We start from the raw sequence: 23,891 nt of genomic DNA, 5'->3' as shown, positions 1-23,891 counted from the left end.
AGCCGACCCGATGAGATACGCCCCGCTCAGCCGGCGCGTATCTCATCGGGCCCCGGCAGCGATAGCGACAACTAGCAGCAACAAAACCCGTAAAGGGGAAAGGAAGTTACGTGCTCGACGTCAACTTCTTCGATGAACTCCGCATCGGCCTGGCCACTGCGGAGGACATCCGCAACTGGTCGTACGGCGAGGTCAAGAAGCCGGAGACCATCAACTACCGCACGCTCAAGCCCGAGAAGGACGGCCTCTTCTGCGAGAAGATCTTCGGCCCCACCCGGGACTGGGAGTGCTACTGCGGCAAGTACAAGCGTGTCCGCTTCAAGGGCATCATCTGTGAGCGCTGCGGCGTCGAGGTCACTCGAGCCAAGGTGCGTCGTGAGCGCATGGGCCACATCGAGCTCGCCGCGCCGGTCACGCACATCTGGTACTTCAAGGGTGTGCCGAGCCGCCTCGGCTACCTGCTCGACCTGGCGCCGAAGGATCTCGAGAAGATCATCTACTTCGCCGCGTACGTCATCACGGCGGTGGACGACGAGCTGCGCCACAACGAGCTCTCGACCCTCGAGGCCGAGATGGAGGTCGAGAAGAAGTCCGTCGCCGATCAGCGCGACGCCGACCTCGAGGCCCGCGCGCAGAAGCTCGAGGCCGACCTGGCCGAGCTCGAGGCGGAGGGTGCCAAGTCCGACGTCCGCCGCAAGGTCAAGGACGGCGGCGAGCGCGAGATGCGTCAGCTGCGCGACCGCGCCCAGCGTGAGCTGGACCGGCTCGAGGAGATCTGGAACACCTTCACCAAGCTCAAGCCGAAGGACCTGATCGTCGACGAGCTGCTCTACCGTGAGCTGCAGGACCGCTACGGCGAGTACTTCACCGGCGCGATGGGTGCCGAGTCGATCCAGAAGCTCATCGAGAACTTCGATATCGACGCCGAGGCCGAGTCGCTGCGCGAGACCATCCGCAGCGGCAAGGGCCAGAAGAAGCTGCGCGCCCTGAAGCGACTGAAGGTCGTCGCGGCGTTCCAGCAGTCCGGTAACTCGCCCATGGGCATGGTTCTCGATGCGGTGCCGGTGATCCCGCCGGAGCTGCGTCCGATGGTGCAGCTCGACGGTGGCCGCTTCGCGACCTCCGACCTGAACGACCTGTACCGCCGCGTCATCAACCGCAACAACCGCCTCAAGCGACTGATCGACCTCGGCGCCCCCGAGATCATCGTCAACAACGAGAAGCGGATGCTGCAGGAGTCCGTGGACGCGCTGTTCGACAACGGCCGTCGTGGCCGGCCGGTCACCGGCCCGGGCAACCGTCCGCTGAAGTCGCTGTCCGACCTCCTCAAGGGCAAGCAGGGCCGGTTCCGTCAGAACCTGCTCGGCAAGCGCGTCGACTACTCCGGCCGTTCGGTCATCGTCGTCGGCCCGCAGCTCAAGCTGCACCAGTGCGGTCTGCCGAAGCTGATGGCGCTCGAGCTGTTCAAGCCGTTCGTGATGAAGCGCCTGGTCGACCTGAACCACGCGCAGAACATCAAGTCCGCGAAGCGCATGGTCGAGCGGCAGCGCCCGCAGGTGTGGGACGTCCTCGAAGAGGTCATCAACGAGCACCCCGTGCTGCTCAACCGTGCTCCTACGCTGCACCGCCTCGGTATCCAGGCGTTCGAGCCGCAGCTCGTCGAGGGCAAGGCCATCCAGCTGCACCCGCTCGTGTGTGAGGCGTTCAACGCCGACTTCGACGGCGACCAGATGGCCGTGCACCTGCCGCTGTCCGCGGAGGCGCAGGCCGAGGCCCGCGTCCTGATGCTGTCGTCGAACAACATCCTGTCGCCGGCGTCGGGTCGTCCGCTCGCCATGCCGCGTCTGGACATGGTGACCGGTCTGTTCCACCTGACCCGCCTGGTCGAGGACGCGCCGGGCGCGTACCGGCCGGCCACCGACGACGAGCCGGAGCAGGGCGTGTACTCGTCCCCGGCCGAGGCCATCATGGCCGTCGACCGCGGCGTGCTCTCGGTGCAGGCCCCGATCAAGGTGCGCCTGACGCGGCAGCGCCCGCCGAAGGACGTCGAGGCCGAGCTGTTCCCCGACGGCTGGAACTACGGTGACGGCTGGACCGTGCAGACCACGCTCGGTCGCGTGCTGTTCAACGAGCTGCTGCCGGTGAACTACGGCTTCGTCAACGATGTCATGCCGAAGAAGCGTCAGGCCGCGATCATCAACGATCTGGCCGAGCGTTACCCGATGATCGTCGTCGCGCAGACCGTCGACAAGCTCAAGGACGCCGGCTTCTACTGGGCCACCCGTTCGGGTGTCACCGTGTCGATGGCCGACGTGCTGGTGCCGCCGGAGAAGAAGGAGATCCTCGAGCGCTACGAGGCGTCCGCGGATCAGCTCGAGCGCAAGTTCGCTCGTGGTGCCCTCTCGAAGGAGGAGCGGCGCGACTCGCTCGTCAAGCTGTGGCAGGAGGCGACCGAAGAGGTCGGTCAGGCCATGGAGGCGCACTACCCGGACGACAACCCGATCCCGACGATCGTGAAGTCCGGCGCCGCGGGCAACATGACCCAGATCCGCTCGCTCGCGGGCATGAAGGGTCTGGTGACGAACCCGAAGGGTGAGTTCATCCCGCGCCCGATCAAGTCCTCGTTCCGTGAGGGCCTGACCGTGCTCGAGTACTTCATCAACACCCACGGTGCCCGTAAGGGTCTGGCCGACACCGCGCTCCGTACCGCCGACTCGGGTTACCTGACCCGTCGTCTGGTCGACGTGTCGCAGGACGTCATCGTCCGCGAGACCGACTGCGGCACCCCGCGCGGTATCGAGATGGTCATCGCCGAGCCCGAGCGCGACGGCGCGGGCAACGAGACCGGCCGCCTGGTGCGCGACGCCCACATCGAGACCAGCACGTACGCCCGTACGCTGGCCACCGATGCGGTCGACGCGGACGGCAACGTCGTCGTCACCCGGGGCAGCGACCTCGGCGACCCGGCGATCGAGGCCCTGCTGGCCGCCGGCATCCGGAAGGTCAAGGTCCGCTCCGTGCTGACCTGCGACACCGGCACCGGCGTGTGCGCCACCTGCTACGGCCGCTCGATGGCGACCGGCAAGCTCGTCGACATCGGCGAGGCCGTCGGTATCGTCGCCGCGCAGTCGATCGGTGAGCCCGGTACGCAGCTGACGATGCGTACGTTCCACCAGGGTGGCGTCGGTGAGGACATCACCGGCGGTCTGCCGCGAGTGCAGGAGCTGTTCGAGGCCCGCGTCCCGAAGGGCAAGGCGCCCATCGCCGACGTCTCCGGCCGCGTGCGCCTCGAGGACGACGACCGCTTCTACAAGATCACCATCGTCCCGGACGACGGCGGCGAGGAGGTCGTGTACGACAAGCTGTCGAAGCGTCAGCGTCTGCACGTGATCCGGAAGGCGAACGGCACCGAGGGCATCCTCGCCGACGGCGACCACGTGGAGGTCGGTCAGCAGCTCCTCGAGGGTGCTGCCGATCCGCACGAGGTGCTGCGTGTCATGGGTCCGCGTCAGGTGCAGGTCCACCTCGTGAACGAGGTTCAGGAGGTGTACCGCAGCCAGGGTGTGTCGATCCACGACAAGCACATCGAGGTCATCGTGCGCCAGATGCTGCGTCGCGTCACGATCATCGACTCGGGTTCGACGGAGTTCCTGCCCGGTTCGCTGGTCGAGCGCAGCGAGTTCGAGGCCTCCAACCGGCGGGTCGTCGCCGAGGGCGGCGAGCCAGCTGCCGGTCGTCCCGTGCTCATGGGTATCACCAAGGCGTCGCTGGCCACCGATTCGTGGCTGTCGGCGGCGTCGTTCCAGGAGACCACTCGCGTGCTGACCGACGCGGCGATCAACTGCCGCTCGGACAAGCTGATCGGTCTGAAGGAGAACGTGATCATCGGCAAGCTGATCCCGGCCGGCACCGGCATCAACCGGTACCGGAACATCCAGGTGCAGCCGACCGAGGAGGCCCGCGCGGCCGCGTACGCAATCCCGTCGTACGAGGATCAGTACTACTCGCCGGAGGGCTTCGGCCAGAACACCGGCGCTGCGGTTCCGCTCGACGATTACGGTTACTCCAGCGACTACCGGTAGATCCGTCGCCGCGGCCGGGAAACCGGCTGCGGCCCGGCTCTCTGCCGTGGCCACGAAGGTCCCGCCCTCTTCTCTTCGGGGGCGGGGCCTTCCTGGTTTCCGGGGTGGGCGTCACGGCCGCGCCGGTCGTCGGCTAGTTTGGGTAGGCACTCCTAACAATCCGAAGGGAACGCCTGTGCCGTCGACCCGAATCCCGAGGCTGCTCGCCGCAGCCGGATTCACTCTCACGTTCGTCCTGACCGCGTGCTCGTCGGGGAGCGACGAGGCCGGCGAGTCGTCGCCCGCGGCCGGAGGCGCGTTCCCGGTCACGATCGAACACGCCCTCGGCAGCACGACGCTCGACGGCGAACCCGAGCGGGTGGTCACGTGGGGCTTCGGCAGCACCGACGCCGCGCTCGCGCTCGGCGTCGTGCCCGTTGCCATCCCGGCCCAGTCCTACGGCGGCGACGCGCAGGGGGTGCTGCCGTGGATCGGGGACCGGCTCGCCGAGCTGGGCGCCGAGACACCGGCCGTCCTGCCGAACGACGGCACGGACGTGCCGGTGGAGCAGATCGCGGCGGCGCGGCCGGACGTCATTCTCGCCAACTACTCCGGGCTCACCCGGGAGCAGTACGAGACGCTGAGCCGGATCGCGCCGACCGTCGCGTACCCGGACGAGCCGTGGGCCACCCCGTGGCGCGACGTCGTCGCCACCGTCGGGCAGGCGCTCGGCAGATCCGGCGAGGCGGCCCGGCTGATCGCCGACACCGAGGCCACCATCGCGGAGAAGGCGGCAGCCTATCCGCAGCTGCGGGGCAGGACCGTCGCCGCGGTCTGGGGCACCGGCGACACCTTCTACGTCTACAAGCCGGCCGACTCGCGCGTGGAGTTCCTCACCGACCTCGGTCTGGTGAGCGCACCCAGCGTGGCCGAGCTGAGCACCGACGAGTCCAGCTTCTACTTCACCCTCAGCTTCGAGGAGGCCGGCAAGCTCACCAGCGACATCCTGCTCTCCTACGCCGACGACGCCGCGGCCCAGGAGCGCACGCTCGCCCAGCCGTGGGCGCGGACCATGGGGCAGGTGACCGACGGTCGGGTCGCGAAGGTCAACGGCACCGAGCTCATCGCCGCTGTGTCGCCGCCGACCGTGCTGTCGCTGACGTGGGGCATCGACGCCTATCTCGAGGCGCTCGCCGCCGCGGCCGAGTAGGGCGATTCCCGGTCGGCGTCCCGGTCAGCGCGGGATGTGGAAGTCGACCAGGGCCGCACCACGCGGGCCCAGGTCGTGCCACGGCCCCCGCACCGCCAGCACCGCCACCGCGGAGGTCGGGAACTTCTCGATGATCTGACGGGCGGCATCCGAGTCGTGGTCGTCCGAGAGCAGCAGCGTCGTCGCGGACAGGACGGGCTCGTGGCCCACCACGAGCAGGGTCGACACGTCGTCCGGGACCTGGCGGATCGCGTCGACGATCTTCCCCGGCGTGGCCTCGTAGAGGTCGTCGAGGATCTCCGTGGGGACCTCGACGGCGGCCTCCGCCAGGGTCTTGCGGGCGCGCGTCGCGCTCGAGCACAGCACGGCGTCGATCGGGGGCTGGTGGGCCCGCAGCCAGCGTCCGGCGAGGCCGGCCTCGCGTCGTCCCCGTGGGGCAAGGGGGCGCTCGTGATCGGCGACGCCGTCCGGGTACGCGGACTTCCCGTGCCGCAACAGGATCAGGGTGCGGGTCATGGGTTCACCCTAGGTGGTCAGGGTCACCGGCGGCCGACGCGTGCCACCGCGCGCACCTCGTCGCCGACCGTGAACCACAGGGTCAGCGCGTCGGTCTCGTGACGGGCGCGCAGGACCAGCGCGTCGCCGGCGACGACCGGTCGAAGGTGCTCGATCACCGCACGGTACGGCGCGGTCTGCAGCTCCGGCCGGCCGGCCAGGTGCTCCTCGATGCCGTGCCAGTAGGCGGCGTTGTTGACGTGGTCGAACGGGTCGATGTCGGTGGCCCGTAGCGGGAAGGCCGTGCCGGCGTCGGCGTCGTCGGACGGCGTGGGCGGCAGCCATGCCCGCCATCGCAGCCGGGTGTCCTCCGCATGGCGGGCCATGTGCTCCCAGAGCCGGTCGCTGATCCGGGCCGGCATCCCGTTGGTGGGCCCGATGTTGATCCAGAACGCCGAGGTGTCGATGAGGGCGTCGCCGGTGCCGTCGAGCCGCACGCGGACGTTGGCCCATCGCGTGGACAAGGCGTCGCACCACCGGCGCAGTTCGAGTTGTTCGCGGAAGCGGGCCGGCCGGTGCACGTCGACGACGGTGCGGCGCACGATCCACAGCGGGTCGGTGGCGGTGGCGTCGACGGCGTCGAGGTTGTCGGTGCCGATGTCCTGCAGGTAGCGGGCCACGCCGTCGAGACGGAGCCGTTCCCGGTTGTCGACGTCGCCGGTGCGCACCGTGCGCGTGGACCGGAACGCGTCGTCGGGCGGGGGCGCGGCCCCGAGGGGCTGCGCCAGCGCGTCCTCCGCCGCGGACTTCTCCGGTGCCGGTTTCGCGGCCGTGTCCGAACCCATTCGTCCCCCTGCTCGTCGTCGGCCCCTGCCGATTCTGACAGCTGCGGGGCAGGGCTGCAGCGAATCTTGCGAGGGGCGAGACATCGAGGCTACAGTGGAGTTAACTGTTACCGGATGTAACATGAAATCCGGTCCCGGCTCTTCGAGGACACGACATGGCCTATGTGATCACCCAGACGTGCTGCAACGACGCGAGCTGCGTCGCCGTGTGCCCGGTGAACTGCATCCATCCCACGCCCGAGGAGCGGGAGTTCGCGCAGACCGAGATGCTGCACATCGACCCGCAGGCCTGCATCGACTGCGGCGCGTGCGCGGACGCCTGCCCGGTCGAGGCGATCTTCCCGGAGGACCGGCTCACCGAGGCTCAGGCCCGGTTCAAGGACATCAACGCCGACTACTACACGGCGCACCCGATGCCCGAGAACTGGATCCCGCTGACACCCGTCCCGGCCCCGCCGCGGGGGCAGGGCACCCTGCGCGTGGCGGTCGTCGGTGCCGGTCCGGCGGCCTGTTACGCCGCGCAGGAACTGCTCGAGCGCTCGAACGTCGAGGTGGACATGTTCGACCGGCTCCCCACCCCCTGGGGACTCGTCCGCAGCGGTGTCGCACCCGACCACCCCGGTACCAAGGCCGTCACCGAGTCGTTCGAATGGTCGTTCCGCCGCGACGCGTTCGCCCTGCACCTCGACGTCGAGGTCGGCCGCGACATCGACCACGCCGAGCTGCTCGCCCATCACCACGCCGTCGTCTACGCGACCGGGGCGTCCGCCGACCGCAACCTCGGCATCGCCGGCGAGGACCTTCCCGGCAGCCACGCCGCCACCGAGTTCGTCGCCTGGTACAACGGCCACCCCGACTACGCCGACCGGGTCTTCGACCTCTCCGGCGAACGCGCGGTCGTGGTCGGCAACGGCAACGTCGCCCTCGACGTCGCCCGCATCCTCACCATGGACGTCGACGAGCTGGCCCGCACCGACATCGCCGATCACGCCCTCGAGGCGCTGCGCCGGAGCAACATCCGCGAGGTCGTCCTGCTGGGCCGCCGCGGTCCGGCCCAGGCGGCCTACAGCAACCCCGAGTTCCTCGCCCTCGGCGATCTGAACGGCGTCGACGTCGTCGTCGACGAGACCGAGCTCGAGCTCGATCCCGCCAGCGCGGCGCTCGCCGCCGCCGACCCGGCGGTCGCGATGCGCATGCGGCTCGCGCGCGAGTACGCGCGCCGCGAGCCCCGGCCGGGGAACAAGCGCATCGTGTTCCGCTATCTCGTGTCGCCCACCGAGATCGAGGGCACCGAACGGGTCACCGGACTGCGCGCGGTACGCAACGACCTGATCGCCGGCGACGACGGTGCGCTCGTCGCCCGGCCCGCCGGGCAGGCCCTGCACCTCGACGCGCAGCTGGTGCTGCGCTCGATCGGCTACCGCGGGGTCCCCCTCCCGGGAGTGCCGTTCGACGAGCGACGGGGGATCGTCCCCAACGAGGGCGGGCGGGTCACCGCCGCCGGACCCGGCGTGTACGTCACCGGGTGGATCAAGCGCGGTCCGAGCGGCGTGATCGGAACCAACAAGGCGTGCGCCAAGGAGACGGTCGCGGCCCTGCTCGCCGACTTCGACGCCGGCCGGCTCGCGCGTCCGGCCGGTGGCCGGCGGGAACTCGATCGCCTGCTCGGGCAGCGGCGGCCCACCCGGGTGGGCCTGAGCGGATGGCACGAGATCGACGGGGCCGAGCGGGCGGCCGGCCGCGCCGCCGGCCGGCCGCGCGTCAAGCTGACCGACCGCGCCCGCCTCACGGACACCGCGGCCGGGCGCCCGCGGCCGGGGCGAAGCCTGCTGCGTCTGGTGCGCCGATAATCGGTTGGGGCTCCGCCTGCGTCGGGACTAGTATCTTTCGGCGGTGCCCGGCACCGCCCGCGGCGACGTCCGCCGGGGGAGCGCAGGCCGGGATGTCGATCCGCCGCGCTGTCGGGGCGCGCGCTGGTCGCCGGGCACGTCGAGGGTGACACGCGGCTCGCGCCGAGATCGTCGTCGCCGCACGGTACGACGTGGTGCCCGGCCCCCTCGATCCCATCCTGGCAGGTCTGCCTGCCATCGCGCCTCGAGAGGACCGACCCATGACAGCCCCCCATGCGGGCCCGGCCGCCGCGCCGGCGAGCGACAAGCTCGACGCGGCAGTTCTGAAGATCGCGTCGGTGGTGGTGCTCGGCGCCATCATGTCGATCCTCGACGTGACGGTCGTCTCCGTCGCCGTGCCGACGTTCATGGAGGACTTCGACTCCAGCTACGCGACCGTCGCGTGGACGATGACCGCCTACACGCTGGCGCTGGCCAGCGTGATTCCGCTCACGGGCTGGGCCGCGGACCGGTTCGGCACCAAACGGCTGTACCTCGCCGCCCTCGTCCTGTTCGTCGCCGGGTCCGTGCTGTGCAGCATGGCGTGGGACATCACGTCGCTCATCGGGTTCCGCGTGGTGCAGGGCCTGGGCGGCGGCATGCTCATGCCGCTGGGCATGACGATCATGACCCACGCCGCGGGACCGCACCGGGTCGGCCGCGTGATGGCGGTGCTCGGCATCCCGATGCTGCTGGGCCCGATCGGGGGCCCGATCCTCGGCGGCTGGCTGATCGACACCGCCAGCTGGCACTGGATCTTCCTGATCAACCTGCCCATCGGCGTCGTGGCCCTCGTCGCCTCCGTGCTGATCCTGCCGAAGGACCGTCCCAGCCGGTCCGAGTCCTTCGACTTCGTCGGCATGGCGCTCCTGTCGCCGGGCCTGGCGCTGTTCCTGTTCGGCGTCTCGTCCATCCCGGAGGTCGGCACCGTCGCCGCGACGCGGGTCCTCGTGCCGGGCGCGATCGGCGCCGCGCTGATCGTCGCGTTCGTGTTCCACGCCCTGCGTGCCCGGAACCCGCTCATCGACCTGTACCTGTTCCGCAACCGCCAACTGACGTTCGCGGTGCTCACCATGTCGGTGTTCGCGATCGCGTTCTTCGGCGCAGGACTGCTGTTCCCCAGCTACTTCCTCCAGGTGCGGGGCGAGTCGACCCTGGCGGCGGGCATCCTGCTCGCGCCGCAGGGCCTCGGCGCCATGCTCACCATGCCGGTCGCCGGCCGGCTCGTCGACCGGATCGGACCCGGGAAGATCGTGCTCGTCGGCCTGACCCTCGTCACGCTCGGCATGGCCGTCTTCACGCAGGTGGGCACGGACACGTCGTACGTGCTGCTGCTCGGTGCGCTGTTCGTCATGGGCATGGGCATGGGTGCCACGATGATGCCGACGATGACGGCCGCGCTGCAGACGCTGACCCATCAGAGCGTGGCCCGCGGGTCGACGCTGATGAACATCGTCCAGCAGGCCGCCGGCTCCGTGGGCACCGCGACCATGTCGGTGATCCTGAGCAGCCGCCTGGCGACCCCGGCGGGGGCGCCCGAGGGCGGCGGGCAGATGGACCCGGCAGCTCTGGAACAGCTGCCCGCACCGGTGCAGGAGTCGATCCTCACCTCGCTCGCGGACGCGTTCGCGACCACGTTCCTCGTCGCGACCGTCCTCATGGCCCTCGCGGTGATCCCGGCGCTGTTCCTGCCGCGCACGCGCGTCAAGCATCCGGCCGGGGAGGGACTGCAGCCGGTGGCCGTCCACTAGCCGGCCGTCCGGAGGGGGCCGTGACGTACGTCGCGGCCCCCTCTCCGTGTCTGCGGCTAACCTCGTTCCGGCAGCACGACGGCGACCCGAACGGACGACCCAATGAGCATCGAACCCACCCACCGAGGCCCCGCCGCGACGGACGAGGCACCCGGACAGCCGCGTCTGTGCCGGCGCGCCCTCTTCGGCGGTGCCGGTGCGGTCGCGGCCGCCGCCGTCCTGTCCGCGTGCGGTGCCGAGGCCGATCAGGGTGGCGCCGACGGCACCTCCGCCGCACCGACCACGCCGCCGGAGCCCGGTCCGGACGCCGCGGTCGTGGCTGCCGCGGCCGACATCCCGGTGGGCAGCGGCGTCCTGTTCGCCGACAAGCGTCTCGTGGTGACGCAACCCGTCGCCGGGGACTACCGGGCGTTCGTCGCGCTGTGCACCCACTCGGGCTGCAACATCACCGGCGTCGAGGCCGACGAGATCGTCTGCGACTGTCACGGCAGCCGGTTCCGTCTGGACGGGACCGTGAGCAAGGGGCCCGCCCGCAAGCCGCTCAAGGCGCGTCCGGCCGCGGCCCGCGGTGCGGACGTCGTCGTCGACTGATGCGGGCGATTCGCTGAGCGGGCGGGCGGCGGCGGAGTAGATTCGACCGCGACATCATCATTGAAGTGCGGACCGGCGAGGGGACCCGATGGTGCGCAGGGGGCCGTTGATCACGTTGGCGGCGGTGGTGGTGCTCGCCGCGGTCCTGCTCGCGGTCAACGTCTCCAAGGAGGACGGCGGCCCCACGCCCGCCCCCGGCCCGGCCGCCACGTCCGCGCCGGCCCCCACCACGACGGCTGCGCCCTCGACCGCCGTGGCCTTCCCCGCGCAGGCCACCTACGTCGCGCAGATCCCCGTCGCCACCGGAACCCTCACGCTCGCGATCGCCGTCGAGGGCGAGGACGCCGTCGCGTACGCGTGCGACGGCAGTGCAGTCGAGTCCTGGCTGTCCGGCGATGCCGAGGACGGCAGGCTCGAGCTCGAGGGCCGAGACGGTGCCCGCCTCGACGGCGAGTTCGACGGCACGACGGTGCGCGGCACCCTGTGGCTCGGTGACCGGAGCTGGACCTTCGACGCCGCGCCGGCCGAACCCCCGGCCGGCCTCTACCTCGCGAACGTGGGCGACGTCCGGGCCAGCTGGATCGTCACGCAGGACGGGACGGTCACCGGTGTGCGCCGCGCCGGCGACGGCGGCACCGCGCCCGCCCCGGCCCTGGCGCCGGACGGGACGGCGGTCGTCGACGGGGTGGTCGTGACCGCCGACCCGGTGTCCGGCAGTGACACATTCTGACGGTGCCACCGCGCGGTGACACCGGGAGGAGGACGGATGAGCACACCGCAGGTCCATCCCGTCGCACCGCCGCGAACGGCCCCCGTCGTGGTCGCGTTCCTGGTGGGTGCCCTCGTCGCGGTCGGGCTCGGTGTGTACGGCAGTGTGCACGAGCCGACCTTCTTCTCGATCAACGTCGCCGGGTTCTCCAGTCCGACCGCCGTCAAGGCCTGGCTGGCGACCCTCGCCGGCGTGCTCGCACTGGTTCAGCTCGCCTCGGCGGCCGTGATGTACGGACGGATGCCGGGACTGCGGGCGCCGAGCTGGATCGGGACCCTGCACGTGTGGTCGGGCCGCCTCGCGGTGCTGGCCACCGTCCCCGTCGCGGTGCACTGCCTGTACGCGCTCGGTTTTCGCACCGGCGAGCCGCGGGTGCTGTGGCACTCGCTGGCCGGATGCCTCCTCTACGGGGCGTTCGTGGCCAAGATGCTGCTGCTGAGCCGGCGAGGCCTGCCGGGATGGGCGGTTCCGGTGGCCGGCGGCGCCCTGTTCACGGCGATCGTGGTCGTGTGGTCGACCTCGGCGCTGTACTTCTTCCGCACGACGGGCCTCACGTTCTGACGGCCCACCCCTACTGTCTTTCCCACCCCTACTGTCCCTCCCACGATCGGAGCCGGAAAATGGATCTCGAGCAGTCTCCCGTCAGCCGCCGTTCGGTGCTCCTGGGTGCCGGGATGGCCGCCGTCGCCGCCACGGCGGCCTGCAGCACCTACGGCGACGAGCCGGCCTCCGGGCAGACCTCCGCGGCGGAGGACGCCGGCACCGACGCGGCCGCGGGACAGCCCCTCGCGGCCGTCGCCGACATTCCCGTGGGCGGGGGACGGATCTTCCCCGATCAGAAGGTCGTGGTGACCCAGCCGGCCGCGGGCGAGGTGCTCGCGTTCAGCGCGATCTGCACCCATCAGGGCTGCACCGTCGCGGCCGTGCAGGACGGCACGATCAACTGTCCCTGCCACGGCAGCCGGTTCAACCTCGACGGCACCGTCGCGAACGGGCCCGCCGCGCGTCCCCTCGAGAGCAGGGCCGTCACCGTCGAGAACGGCGAGATCACCCTCGCCTGACCGGGTTCGCCGTCCCACCTCGACGGTCTCATCGGGCGGCACCGGGATAGGGTCGACGGCGTGACCAGACCTCTGCGCGACTGGCGGCCGCGGGCGTTGCGTGAAGGCGCCGAACCCGACGCCCGCTTCACCCTCGCGAACGAACGCACGTTCCTCGCGTGGATCCGCACCGCGCTCGGCGTCATCGCGGCGGCCGTCGCGCTCGAGACCTTCGCCGGCGACGTCGTGGGGCCGGTGGTGCGGACCACGCTGTCGTGCACGCTGCTGGTGTTCTCCGCGCTCCTGGTGATCGCCGCCCTGCGGCGCTGGCTGCAGATCGAGGCCGCGATGCGCACCGAACGTCCCCTGCCGCCGCCGCGGATCGCCTTCCTGCTCGCGGCGATGCTGGCGGTCGGGGCCGTGGCCCTCGCCGCGGCCCTCCTGATATGACCGCGCCGTCGCGTTCGGGCCCACGATGAGACACGACGACCCGGGCCTGCAGCCCGAGCGCACCACGCTCGCGTGGCTGCGCACGGCGACCGGGCTGGGAGCGGTGGTCCTGCTGTTCCTGCGCCTGGCGCCCGGCCCGGCGCCCGTGGTGGTGGTGATCGGCCTGCTGTGCCTGGTGCCGGCGCTCGTGCTGCTCGTGACGAGCGGGCGCGAGCACCGGGCGCGCGTGAGGCGCTTCATCGAGGGCCGCGCGAGGCATCACTGGTGGCGCAACATCGTCCTGACCGTCACGGTCGTCGTTCTGGCCCTCGCCGCCGCCACGCTCATCGTCACGTCGCAGGCGTGACCGCCGCACCGTCGCCGTTCCAGCCGGGCTGGACGATCTACTCCCGTGTCAATCGGGCACGGAGCCGTGGAAGGCCCACGCCCGGGCGGTCAGCGCGATCCGACCGGCTCGGTCGCGGCGCAGTCGGGCATCGAGTACCGTCCGCAGTTCGGCTCGGCGCCGTGCCGGCAGCGACATGCAATATCCGGGGGCGGGTCCCTGACCGCCGAGGAACGGCGCCCAGAAATCGTCGAAGTCGGCGAACACGGTGGGAACCTCGAGCGGCTGGATCCGCACCCCGGTGAGACCTGCAGACGCGAGCAGGTCGTGGAGGGGATCGGGCCGGCAGAGCGGGAAGCGGACACCCTCGTCCCGGTCCCGCGCCGCCTCGTCCAGTTCGACGGCCGCATCCCAGAAGGCGCGAATCATTCCCATGCCCTCGGCGTAGTCCCACACGTAGCCGCCGATCGTCCCGCCCGCTCGGGTGACGCGGCGCATCTCGACAAGACCCTCGATCGGATCGGGAAGAAAGTTGAGGACCAATCCGGATACGACGCGGTCGAACTCGCCGTCCACGGCCGGTATCGCCGCAGCGGTACCCGGCCGGACCTCGAAGCGGGGATCGTCGACCGTGGTGCGGGCCGCCGCGGCGAAGCCCTCGGACGGTTCGACCCCGACGACCCGGGACGGTTCCTCGGCGACAAGGACGGCGTGTGCGAGAGCGCCGGTCCCGCACCCCACATCGCACCACGCGGCGCCCGCCCCGGCAGGGGGCAGCCATTGCAGGAACTTCGAGGCGACCGGGCGGCTCCAGCGACCTACATAGCGCTCGTACGCCGCGGCGATCTCCCAGGCGTCGGCGGTGTGATCCGTCATCGCGGTCTTCCTCTCTCCGGTCCCCGGTCAGTCGACCTGTCCGGGCCGGCGCCGTTGCCTACGAACCGGATCCGGGCTCACGGCCGGAACGGCGGTCGAGGTCGATCACCCGGGCCCCGCCCTGCGCCGCGGCCACCCGTGTCTCGGTGCCGTCCTCGGTCACGGCGACGATCTCGCACCGGCACAGCGCCTGTCGCCGGCTCGAGTCGACGACCGTCGCCGCGGCCCGCAGCAGCGTGCCGCGGCCCGGGCGCAGGTAGTCGATCGTGAACCCGGTGGTCACGATCGACGATCCGAGCACGGTTCCCGCCGCGAAGGTCAGGGAGTTGTCCGCGGCGTAGGCCAGCACGCCGCCGTGCACGAACCCGAACTGCTGCAGCAACTCCGGACGCAGCGGGATCTCGAGCACCGCGCGGCCCGGCTCGTACGCGGCGACCCGGGCGCCGACCAGCACGCTGAACGGTTGGGCCGCGAGCACCGCCGCCGCGTCGTCCACCCCTCGAAGTTCCACGGCCTGCAGTCTGCCCCACACCGCCGGGTCGTGGGCGGACATATCATTCGTGCATGACGCGGTCACCTCATTCACCGACGGTTCGCTGGCCGGACCTCGCCGCTCTGGAGCTGCTCGTCGGCATCGACGACCACGGCGGCCTCGGCGCGGCCGCCCGGGCCGCCGGCGTCGCGCAGCCCAATGCCAGCCGGGCGGTGCGCCGCCTCGAGAAGCAGCTGGGGACCGTGCTCGTGCGCCGGGGGCGGGCCGGTTCCGCGCTCACCCCGGAGGGCACCGTGGTCGCGCACTGGGCGCGGCAGACCCTCGCCGACGCCCGTCGCCTGCTCGACGCCGCCGCGGCGTTGAGTGCCGACCGGCAGGCCGAGCTGACCGTGGCAGCCAGCATGACGGTCGCCGAACACCTCATCCCGCGCTGGCTGGGCCGCTTCCGCGGGCTCCGGGACGACGTGCAGATCCAGCTGCAGGTCCACAACTCGCGGCAGGTCTGCGACGCGGTCGCGGAGGGCCGGTGCCACGTCGGGTTCGTCGAGGCTCCCACCGTCCCACCGGGACTGCACAGCACCCCGGTGGCGCGGGACCGGCTGGTGGTGGTCGTCACGCCGGCGCACCCGTGGGCGCGGCGCCGGCGTCCACTCACCGTCGCCGAACTGGCGGCGACGCCGCTCGTCGTGCGCGAGGAGGGCTCCGGGACGCGGCACACGCTGGATCTGGCCCTCCGGGAGTTCGCGCGGCCGTCGCCGCTGCTCGAGCTCGGCAGCGGCGCCGCGGTGCGCACCGCGGCCCTCGGCGGCGTCGGCCCGGCCGTGCTCAGCACCCTCGCCGTGGCCGATCACCTCGCGTCCGGCGAATTGCGGACCGTCGAGGTCGAGGGCCTGGATCTGGCCCGCACGTTGCGCGCGGTGTGGCGCCCACCCCGCAAGCTCGCCGGCCCGGCCGGGGACCTGGTGCGGATGATCGTCCGCGGCGCCTGATCGCGTACCGATCGTCGCAATCGGCCCGAATCCGGCGCCCGGTGCGTCATCATGATCGTCGAGGACGCTGCTCGCCGGGGGTACGAGCGAACGCGGCGTGGCGCCGAGCCGGCACCGGGAGTGGGACATGGACGCATCGCGGTACGACGGGTCGCGGCCGTGACGGCCGTCGAGGTCGATCGCAGCCCCCGGCGATCCGGGGCCGTCCTCGCGACGTTGATCCTGGTCGCCGCCGTCGCGAACCTCAATCTCTCGGTTGCCAACATCGCGCTGCCGGCGATCGGCCGGGCCTTCGACGCGAGCCAGACGGAACTGAACCTGGTCGCCGTCGGGTATTCGCTGGGCCTGGCCGCGTCGGTGCTGTACCTGGGGGCGATCGGCGACCGCTACGGGCGCAAGCAGCTGCTCGTGCTCGGCGTCGCGCTGTCGATACCCGCGTGTCTGGTGGCGGCCTTCGCACCGAGCGTCGAGGTGCTGTTCGCGGCCCGGCTGGCCGGTGGTCTCGCCGCGGGGCTGGCGTATCCCACCACGCTGGCGCTGATCACCGCGCTGTGGTCGGGAGCCTCGCGGACCCGCGCGATCGCGTTGTGGTCGGCGACCGGCGGTGCGGTCGCTGCGCTCGGACCGCTGCTGTCCGGCCTGCTCCTGGAGTACTTCTACTGGGGCTCGGCCTTTCTGATCACCGTGCCGCTCGCCGCCGTCGCCCTCGTGGCGGCGGCCGTGCTGATTCCCGCGCACGTCAACGAGACCTCCGGGCCGGTCGATCATGTCGGCGGTGTCGTGTCGGTGCTGTTCGTGGCGGCGCTCGTCCTGACGGTCAACCTCGCACCCGAGAGCGGCCGAGGCACGGCGGCGCTCGTCTGCGCCGCCGTCACCGCCGTGGCGGGCGCGGTATTCGTGTGGCGGCAGCGGCGGGTGCCCGAGCCGCTGTTCGACCTGAAGGTGGCCGCGCGGCCGACGTTCTGGGTGGCAGCGGTGGCGGGCATCATCGTGTTCGGCACCCTGATGGGGACGATGTTCGTCGGTCAGCAGTTCCTGCAGAACGTGCTGGGCTACTCCACGCTCGCCGCCGGGTCGACGATCCTTCCGGCCGCCGCGTGCATGCTCGTGGTGGCTCCGTACTCGGCCCGGATGGTGGAGAGCCGGGGTGCGCGCACCACCCTGCTGCTCGGCTACGCGTTCATCCTCCTCGGGCTCGCGGTCGCGCTGACGATGTGGGACGAGACCTCCAGTTACTGGCAGATCGCGCTCGCGTACGGCCTCGTGGGGATCGGGGTCGGTTTCGCCGGCACGCCCGCCTCCCGCTCGCTGACCGGCTCGGTCCCGGTGACCCGGGCCGGGATGGCGTCGGCAACGGCCGACCTGCAACGCGATCTGGGCGGGGCCGTGATGCAGTCCATCCTCGGGGCGTTGCTCACCGCCGGATACGTTTCGTCGATCTCGGCGGCGATCGCCTCGTCGCCGGAGGCGGACGAGATCAGCGACCAGACGCAGGCCGCGCTGACCAAGTCGTTCGCGAGCGCCGCCGACCTCGCCGAGCGGTACCCGCAGTACGCCGACGCCATCATGTCCGCCGCGCGCACGGCGTTCCTGGACGGGGACACGAAGGCGTATGCCGCCGCCATTCTCGTCGTCGCCGCCGGTGCGGTCCTGGTGTTCTTCGCCTTCCCGAAGCGCGACGCCGAAAGACGGCTCCTCGCGTCGTACCGTGCGCAGGACGAACGCGCCGAGCCGGCGGGGGACGAGCGGCAGGGGGCCGCGCCCGGGGACGCGGACGGCTAGCGTTGGTCGCCGCTGCCGCGCAGGGCGCCGACGCCGGCGACGATCACCAGCGCGATGCCTACCGCCGCGACGGGCTGGACCCACTGGCCGAGCACCAGCGCGCCCGCCAGGGCCGCCGCCGCCGGTTCGAGAGCGATGAGGATCGCGAACACGTTCTTCGGCAGCTCCCGCAGCGCCCGCATCTCCAGGCTGTAGGGGACCACGGAGGACAGCAGGGCCACCGCCGCTCCGGCGGCCAGGATCGCGGGATCGGCCAGGCCGGCGCCGGCGGTCCCGAGGCCGAGGGGCAGCACGAGCGCCGCGGCGACGGTGGTGGCGACGGTCAGGCCCGCCGCGCCGGAGACGGTGGTGGCCACGTGCGAGCCCGCGACGATGTACCAGGCCCAGCCGGCGGCGGCGAGCAGCGCGAAACCGACCCCGGCCGGGTCGAGGGCGCCGCCGTCCCCGCCGAGGCCGCGTGCCCCGAGGAGCACCACCCCGGCCAGGGCGAGCGCCACCCACAGCGCGTCCCGCGGGCGGCGGGAGAGGACCGCGGCGAGGGCGAGCGGTCCGAGGAACTCGATCGTGACCGCCGCCGCGAGCGGCAGCCGGGCGATCGCCACATAGAAGAAGCCGTTCATCGCGGCCAGGCTCGCCCCGAGCGCGACCACGCCGCGCCACTGCGCCGGGCGCCAGTGCCGCACCGACGGCCGCACCACCGCCCACAGGATCACCGCGGCGAGCGTCAGCCGCAGCGTGACCGTGCCGAGGGCACCGACGTCGTCGAACAGGGTGCTGGCGAAGGCCGCGCCGAACTGCAGGGAGAGCACCGAGCCGAGCACGGCCGCGACGGGCACGGTCCGGCTACCGCCCCGTGGCGCCGGTGCTGTACCGCTCATCCGTCCTCCGTGGCCTGGGGGATCCGCCGTCCCGCGTGCGACGAATGTTGCCGCACGGGAGCACGATCGGCAGCACGCGCCACCTCAACCAGAAAAACAATCACGAGTGCTTGATTTTTTGCGCCCCGGGTGTGACTCTGGTCGCATGACGGAGCTACAACCGCTTCTCGACGACCTGCGTGCCGAGGGCGAGTCCCTCGACGCCCTCGTCGCGGACCTCCCGGACGAGCGCTGGGCGACCCCGACCCCCGCCGAAGACTGGACCATCGCCCACCAGATCGGACACCTGCTGTGGACCGATCGCGCCGCCCTCACCGCCGTCGAAGACCCGGAGGCGTTCGTCGCCGGGCTCGGCGAGATCACCGATCCGGACGGGTTCGTCGACGACGGGGCGCGGGCACAGGCCCGCCGCCCCCCGGCCGAGTTGCTCGCCGACTGGCGTGCCGCCCGCCGCGCCCTCGCCGACGCCCTCGCGGCCGTCCCCGCCGGAACCAAGATCGTCTGGTACGGCCCGCCGATGAGTGCGGCCTCCATGGCGACGGCACGGCTGATGGAGACCTGGGCCCACGGCGGCGACGTGGCCGACGCGCTCGGCGTCACCCGCCCGCCCACGCACCGGCTGCGCCACATCGCCCATCTCGGCGTCCGCACCCGCGACTTCGCCTTCGCCGTGCACGGCCGCACCCCGCCGGCCGAGCCGTTCCGCGTCCGTCTCACCGCCCCCGACGGGCAGGAGTGGACCTGGGGGCCCGACGCCGCCACCCAGACCGTCACCGGATCCGCCCTCGACTTCTGCCGGCTGGTGACCCAGCGGATCCACCGGGCCGACACCGACCTCGTCGCCACCGGACCCGACGCCGAGGCGTGGCTCGGCCTCGCGCAGGCGTTCGCCGGACCGCCCGGCGGCGGCCGCGCCCCGGAAGGAGCCACCGCGTGAGCGCCCCCACGGCCGGACGGGCGGTGCGCATCGGGAACTGCTCCGGCTTCTACGGCGACCGGCTCGCGGCCATGCGCGAGATGCTCGAGGGCGGGGAACTCGACTACCTGACCGGTGACTATCTCGCCGAGCTGACCATGCTGATCCTCGGCCGGGACCGGATGAAGGACCCGGCGCTCGGCTACGCCAAGACGTTCCTGCGCCAGCTCGAGGACTGCCTCGGGCTCGCTGTCGACAAGGGCGTGCGGATCGTCGCCAACGCCGGCGGACTCAATCCCGCCGGGCTGGCGACGGCCGTGCGCGAGCTTGCCGGCCGGCTCGGACTCGACGTCACCGTCGCGTACGTCGAGGGCGACGACCTCATCGCCCGCGCCGCCGAACTCGGCCTGGCCGCCGATCCGCCGCCGCTGACCGCGAACGCCTACCTCGGGGCGTGGGGCATCGCCGAGTGTCTCACCGCCGGCGCCGACATCGTCGTCACCGGCCGTGTCACCGACGCCTCCGTGATCGCCGGCCCGGCCGCCGCCCACTTCGGCTGGGCCCGGGACGATTTCGATGCCCTGGCCGGTGCGGTCGCGGCGGGACACGTGATCGAGTGCGGCACCCAGGCCACCGGCGGCAACTACGCGTTCTTCACCGAGATCGCCGACCTCGACCGGCCCGGCTTCCCGATCGCCGAGATCGATGCCGACGGCAGCTCCACCATCACCAAGCACCCCGGCACCGGCGGCGCGGTCACCGTCGGCACCGTGACCGCCCAGCTGCTGTACGAGGTGACCGGTGGCCGCTACGCCGGACCCGACGTGACGACGCGCCTCGACTCCGTCCGGCTCACCCAGGACGGACCGGACCGGGTCCGCATCACCGGGGTCCGCGGTGAGGCGCCCCCGCCGACGCTGAAGGTCTCCCTCAACGCTCTCGCCGGATTCCGGAACGAAGCGGTGTTCGTCCTCACCGGACTCGACATCGAGGCCAAGGCGGCGCTGGTGCGCCGGCAGATGGAGGCGAGCCTGCCCGCGCGTCCGGCCGAGCTCGAGTGGACCCTCGCCCGCACCGACCATCCGGACGCCGACACGGAGGAGGCGGCCAGCGCCCTGCTGCGCTGCACCGTCCGCGACCGCGACCCGCAGGTCGTCGGCCGCGCCTTCTCCGCGGTCGCCGTCGAGTACGCGCTTGCCAGCTACCCCGGCTTCTCGCTGACCGCTCCGCCCGGCAACGGCCAGCCGTACGCCGTGTTCACGCCCGGCTACGTCGACGCCGCCGAGGTGCCGCACACGGCGGTCCTGCCCGACGGCAGCCGCGTCCCGATCCCGCCCGTCACCCCGACGCGCCCACTCGAACCCGTCGCCGAGCCCGAGCTGCCCGCGCCGCTACCCGCGGGGCCCACCCGGCACGCGCCGCTCGGGCTCGTCGCCGGCGCCCGCAGCGGCGACAAGGGCGGCGACGCGAATGTGGGGGTGTGGGTGCGCACCGACGACCAGTGGCGCTGGCTGGTGCACACCCTCACCGTCGACGCGCTGAAAACCCTTCTGCCCGAGTCGAAGAACCTCATCGTGACCCGCCATGTGCTGCCGAACCTGCGGGCGGTGAACTTTGTGATCGAGGGCATCCTCGGCCGCGGCGTCGCCTCACAGGCCCGCTTCGACCCGCAGGCCAAGGGCCTCGGCGAGTGGCTGCGCAGCAGATACCTCTACATCCCCGAGACCCTCCTGGAGGACCCCGAGATGGAGAACCCCGAGATGGAGAACCCCGAGTGAGCATCTGGGACACCCCCGAACGCCGCGACCTGCGCTCGACCGTCCACTCCTTCGTCCAGCGCGAGGTCCTGCCGCACCTCGCCGCGTGGGAGCGCGACGGCGAACTGCCCCGCGAACTGCACAAGAAGGCCGCCGCCCTCGGGCTTCTCGGCGCCGGATTCCCCGAGGCCGTCGGGGGGTCCGGCGGCGACGCGGCGGACACTCTCACCGTGTGCGAGGCATTCCACGAGGCCGGCGCCTCCGGTGGCGCCTTCGCCTCCCTGTTCACCTGCGGCATCGCCCTGCCGCACCTCGTCGCCGCCGGCGACGAGGTGCAGATCGCGAAGTGGGTCGAGCCGACCCTCGCGGGCGAGCTCATCGGCTCCCTCGCGATCACCGAACCCGGCGGCGGCTCCGACGTGGGGCACCTGACCACCACCGCCGTCCGCGACGGCGACCACTACGTCGTCAACGGCGCCAAGACCTACATCACCTCCGGCTGCCGCGCAGACTTCGTGGTGACCGCCGTGCGCACCGGCGGCAGCGAACGTCCCGGCGCTGCCGGGATCTCGCTGCTGGTGATCGAGAAGGGCGCCGAAGGATTCACCGTCTCGCGCAAGCTCGACAAGATGGGCTGGCGTGCCTCCGACACCGCCGAACTGTCCTTCGTCGACGTGCGCGTGCCCGTCGAGAATCTCGTCGGCACCGAGAACAGCGGCTTCGCGCAGATCGCCCAGGCCTTCGTCTCGGAGCGGATTGCCCTTGCGGCCCAAGCCTATTCGAGCGCACAGCGGTGTCTGGACCTCACCGTGGCGTGGTGCCGCGACCGCGAGACGTTCGGCCGGCCGCTGATCTCCCGGCAGTCGGTGCAGCGCACCCTCGCCGAGATGGCCCGGCGCGTCGACGTCGCGCGCGTGTACGGCCGGCGGGTCGTCGAGCGAGCCCTCGTCGGCGACGGCGACCTCGTCGCCGAGGTGTGCTTCGCCAAGAACACCGCCGTCGAGGCCGGCGAATGGGTCGCGAACCAGGCCGTGCAGCTGTTCGGCGGACTCGGCTACATGGCCGAGTCCGAGGTCGAACGGCAGTACCGCGACATGCGCATCCTCGGCATCGGCGGCGGCACCACCGAGATTCTCACCGAGCTCGCGGCGAAACGATTGGGGTACACCGCGTGAGCATCCTGCAGACGACCCTCGACCCGGCCTCGGCAGAGTACGCCGCCGCGGCCTCGGCGATGACCGCCGAACTGGCCGCACTCGAGACCGAGCACGCCAAGGCCCTCGCCGGCGGCGGGGAGAAGTACGTCCGGCGCCACCACGAACGCGGCAAGCTGCTCCCGCGCGAACGCATCGAACTGCTGCTCGACCCGGATTCCCCGTTCCTCGAGCTGTCCCCGCTCGCGGCGTGGGGCACCGAGTTCCCGGTCGGCGGCAGCACCGTCACCGGGATCGGCGTCGTCGAGGGCGTCGAATGCCTGATCGTCGCCAACGACCCCACCGTCCGCGGCGGCACCAGCAACCCGTGGACCCTGCGGAAGGGGTTCCGCGCCAACGACATCGCGATGCAGAACCGGCTGCCGGTGATCTCCCTCGTCGAGTCGGGCGGCGCCGACCTGCCCACCCAGAAGGAGGTGTTCATCCCCGGCGGACGCATGTTCCGCGACCTGACGCAGCTGTCCGCCGCCGGCATCCCCACCATCGCGCTGGTGTTCGGCAACTCCACCGCGGGCGGCGCCTACATTCCCGGCATGTCGGATCACGTGGTGATGATCGAGAAGCGCTCGAAGGTGTTCCTCGCCGGACCGCCGCTGGTGAAGATGGCCACGGGCGAGGAATCCGACGACGAATCCCTCGGCGGCGCGGAGATGCACGCCCGCACCTCCGGGCTGGCCGACTACTACGCGGTCGACGAGCCCGACGCGATCCGGATCGGCCGGGGCATCGTCCGTCGCCTGAACTGGCGCAAGCAGGGCCCCGAACCCCACCCCGACGTGCGCGAACCGCGTTACGACCCCGAGGAACTGCTCGGAATCGTGCCCGCCGACCTCAAGGTGCCGTTCGACCCCCGCGAGGTGATCGCCCGCATCGTCGACGATTCCGACTTCGACGAGTTCAAGCCGCTCTACGGGTCGTCGCTCGTCACCGGCTGGGCCCGTCTGCACGGGTACCCGGTGGGCATCCTCGCCAACGCCCGCGGCGTGCTGTTCAGCGAGGAATCCCAGAAGGCCACCCAGTTCATCCAGCTCGCCAACCGCGCGAACACGCCACTGCTGTTCCTGCACAACACCACCGGCTACATGGTCGGCCGCGAGTACGAGGAACGCGGCATGATCAAGCACGGCTCGATGATGATCAATGCCGTCTCCAACTCGACGGTGCCCCACATCTCGATCCTGCTCGGCGCCTCCTACGGGGCCGGCCACTACGGCATGTGCGGCCGAGCCTTCGACCCGCGGTTCCTGTTCGCCTGGCCCAGCGCCAAATCCGCGGTGATGGGCGGCGCCCAGCTCGCCGGTGTCATCTCCATCGTCGGACGCGCCGCCGCCCAGGCGCGCGGCCAGGCCTTCGACGAGGCCGCCGACGAGGCGATGCGTGCGGCGATCGAGAACCAGATCGAGGCGGAGTCGCTGCCGATGTTCCTGTCCGGCCGGCTCTACGACGACGGGGTCATCGACCCGCGCGACACCCGCACCGTGGTGGGGATGTGCCTGTCGGCCATCGCCAACGCGCCGATCGAGGGCACCGACAGCTTCGGTGTCTTCCGGATGTGAGGCA

The 23,891-nt window shown here is 71.7% G+C and carries 21 protein-coding genes; 16 read left to right on the top strand and 5 right to left on the bottom strand.

Translation table 11 applies throughout. The features are described from left to right. Positions 1-110: 110 nt before the first annotated feature. Positions 111-4,082, top strand: a complete 3,972-nt coding sequence (locus KZJ41_RS20100) for a DNA-directed RNA polymerase subunit beta' (protein ID WP_006931290.1) — start codon at positions 111-113, stop codon at positions 4,080-4,082. Between the two features lie 175 nt (positions 4,083-4,257). Continuing rightward, positions 4,258-5,271, top strand: a complete 1,014-nt coding sequence (locus KZJ41_RS20095) for an iron-siderophore ABC transporter substrate-binding protein (protein WP_251549461.1) — start codon at positions 4,258-4,260, stop codon at positions 5,269-5,271. 24 nt (positions 5,272-5,295) lie between these two features. On the opposite strand, the gene KZJ41_RS20090 is transcribed toward KZJ41_RS20095, so the two are convergent. Both KZJ41_RS20090 and KZJ41_RS20085 read right to left on the bottom strand, forming a co-directional pair. Beyond that, positions 5,296-5,787, bottom strand: coding sequence for a histidine phosphatase family protein (locus KZJ41_RS20090; RefSeq protein WP_006931286.1), 492 nt, complete (start codon positions 5,785-5,787; stop codon positions 5,296-5,298). A gap of 23 nt (positions 5,788-5,810) precedes the next feature. Beyond that, positions 5,811-6,611 carry an acyl-[acyl-carrier-protein] thioesterase gene (locus KZJ41_RS20085; protein WP_006931283.1) on the bottom strand — a complete coding sequence of 267 codons (801 nt, stop codon included), beginning with the start codon at positions 6,609-6,611 and terminating at the stop codon, positions 5,811-5,813. A 155-nt stretch (positions 6,612-6,766) separates the two neighbouring features. Between KZJ41_RS20085 and KZJ41_RS20080 the strand changes: the two genes are divergently transcribed. The 8 genes from KZJ41_RS20080 to KZJ41_RS20045 all read left to right on the top strand — a co-directional run bounded on the left by KZJ41_RS20080 (position 6,767) and on the right by KZJ41_RS20045 (position 13,447). Continuing rightward, positions 6,767-8,461 carry an FAD-dependent oxidoreductase gene (locus KZJ41_RS20080; protein ID WP_050035595.1) on the top strand — a complete coding sequence of 565 codons (1,695 nt, stop codon included), beginning with the start codon at positions 6,767-6,769 and terminating at the stop codon, positions 8,459-8,461. Between the two features lie 260 nt (positions 8,462-8,721). Then, entirely contained in the window at positions 8,722-10,251 is a 1,530-nt protein-coding gene (locus tag KZJ41_RS20075; RefSeq protein WP_043800593.1) for a DHA2 family efflux MFS transporter permease subunit, read from the top strand. Between the two features lie 102 nt (positions 10,252-10,353). Continuing rightward, positions 10,354-10,842, top strand: a complete 489-nt coding sequence (locus KZJ41_RS20070) for a ubiquinol-cytochrome c reductase iron-sulfur subunit (RefSeq protein WP_006931276.1) — start codon at positions 10,354-10,356, stop codon at positions 10,840-10,842. 88 nt (positions 10,843-10,930) lie between these two features. Next, the gene (locus KZJ41_RS20065; protein ID WP_050035593.1) at positions 10,931-11,572 is read left to right on the top strand and encodes a hypothetical protein; all 642 of its coding nucleotides are present in this window, start codon (positions 10,931-10,933) and stop codon (positions 11,570-11,572) included. Positions 11,573-11,608: 36 nt separating this feature from the next. Next, positions 11,609-12,172 carry a DUF6529 family protein gene (locus tag KZJ41_RS20060; protein ID WP_006931273.1) on the top strand — a complete coding sequence of 188 codons (564 nt, stop codon included), beginning with the start codon at positions 11,609-11,611 and terminating at the stop codon, positions 12,170-12,172. Between the two features lie 59 nt (positions 12,173-12,231). Then, positions 12,232-12,672, top strand: coding sequence for a ubiquinol-cytochrome c reductase iron-sulfur subunit (locus KZJ41_RS20055; protein WP_050035592.1), 441 nt, complete (start codon positions 12,232-12,234; stop codon positions 12,670-12,672). A 60-nt stretch (positions 12,673-12,732) separates the two neighbouring features. Then, positions 12,733-13,101 carry a YidH family protein gene (locus KZJ41_RS20050; RefSeq protein ID WP_006931271.1) on the top strand — a complete coding sequence of 123 codons (369 nt, stop codon included), beginning with the start codon at positions 12,733-12,735 and terminating at the stop codon, positions 13,099-13,101. A 25-nt stretch (positions 13,102-13,126) separates the two neighbouring features. After that, positions 13,127-13,447 (top strand): DUF202 domain-containing protein, encoded by a 321-nt coding sequence (locus tag KZJ41_RS20045; RefSeq protein WP_006931270.1) that lies wholly within the window; start codon positions 13,127-13,129, stop codon positions 13,445-13,447. Between the two features lie 48 nt (positions 13,448-13,495). Here KZJ41_RS20045 and KZJ41_RS20040 read toward each other — a convergent pair whose 3' ends face one another. Then, positions 13,496-14,302, bottom strand: coding sequence for a class I SAM-dependent methyltransferase (locus tag KZJ41_RS20040; RefSeq protein WP_102799315.1), 807 nt, complete (start codon positions 14,300-14,302; stop codon positions 13,496-13,498). Between the two features lie 58 nt (positions 14,303-14,360). Beyond that, positions 14,361-14,798 (bottom strand): PaaI family thioesterase, encoded by a 438-nt coding sequence (locus tag KZJ41_RS20035; protein WP_043800645.1) that lies wholly within the window; start codon positions 14,796-14,798, stop codon positions 14,361-14,363. A 68-nt stretch (positions 14,799-14,866) separates the two neighbouring features. On the opposite strand from KZJ41_RS20035, the gene KZJ41_RS20030 reads away from it, so the two are divergent. Together KZJ41_RS20030 and KZJ41_RS20025 are read left to right on the top strand one after the other, a co-directional pair. Then, positions 14,867-15,784, top strand: coding sequence for a LysR family transcriptional regulator (locus KZJ41_RS20030; protein ID WP_006931266.1), 918 nt, complete (start codon positions 14,867-14,869; stop codon positions 15,782-15,784). A gap of 159 nt (positions 15,785-15,943) precedes the next feature. Beyond that, positions 15,944-17,566, top strand: a complete 1,623-nt coding sequence (locus KZJ41_RS20025; RefSeq protein ID WP_161995947.1) for an MFS transporter — start codon at positions 15,944-15,946, stop codon at positions 17,564-17,566. Here the strand turns inward: KZJ41_RS20025 and KZJ41_RS20020 are convergent. Beyond that, a complete protein-coding gene (locus KZJ41_RS20020; RefSeq protein ID WP_050035590.1) occupies positions 17,563-18,444 on the bottom strand; it encodes a DMT family transporter in 882 nt (293 codons plus the stop codon). The two genes, KZJ41_RS20025 and KZJ41_RS20020, sit on opposite strands and share 4 nt — an antisense overlap. A 145-nt stretch (positions 18,445-18,589) precedes the next feature. Between KZJ41_RS20020 and KZJ41_RS20015 the strand changes: the two genes are divergently transcribed. Genes KZJ41_RS20015 through KZJ41_RS20000 form a run of 4 tightly spaced genes read left to right on the top strand, consistent with a single transcriptional unit; the run spans position 18,590 to position 23,887 of the window. Then, positions 18,590-19,381: a TIGR03084 family metal-binding protein gene (locus KZJ41_RS20015; RefSeq protein WP_006931262.1), complete on the top strand. Its 792-nt coding sequence runs from the start codon at positions 18,590-18,592 to the stop codon at positions 19,379-19,381. Continuing rightward, positions 19,378-21,138, top strand: coding sequence for an acyclic terpene utilization AtuA family protein (locus tag KZJ41_RS20010; RefSeq protein WP_203330081.1), 1,761 nt, complete (start codon positions 19,378-19,380; stop codon positions 21,136-21,138). Before KZJ41_RS20015 ends, KZJ41_RS20010 begins: the two co-directional genes overlap by 4 nt. Next, positions 21,135-22,292, top strand: a complete 1,158-nt coding sequence (locus KZJ41_RS20005; protein ID WP_203330082.1) for an acyl-CoA dehydrogenase family protein — start codon at positions 21,135-21,137, stop codon at positions 22,290-22,292. The genes KZJ41_RS20010 and KZJ41_RS20005 overlap by 4 nt, the downstream gene beginning before the upstream one ends. Next, positions 22,289-23,887, top strand: coding sequence for an acyl-CoA carboxylase subunit beta (locus KZJ41_RS20000; RefSeq protein ID WP_006931255.1), 1,599 nt, complete (start codon positions 22,289-22,291; stop codon positions 23,885-23,887). The genes KZJ41_RS20005 and KZJ41_RS20000 overlap by 4 nt, the downstream gene beginning before the upstream one ends. The last annotated feature ends 4 nt before the right edge of the window (positions 23,888-23,891 follow it).

Source organism: Rhodococcus sp. 11-3 (assembly GCF_023704055.1).
Taxonomy (GTDB): Bacteria; Actinomycetota; Actinomycetes; order Mycobacteriales; family Mycobacteriaceae; genus Rhodococcus; species Rhodococcus aetherivorans.
This window is presented reverse-complemented; position numbering and strand designations above follow the sequence as displayed.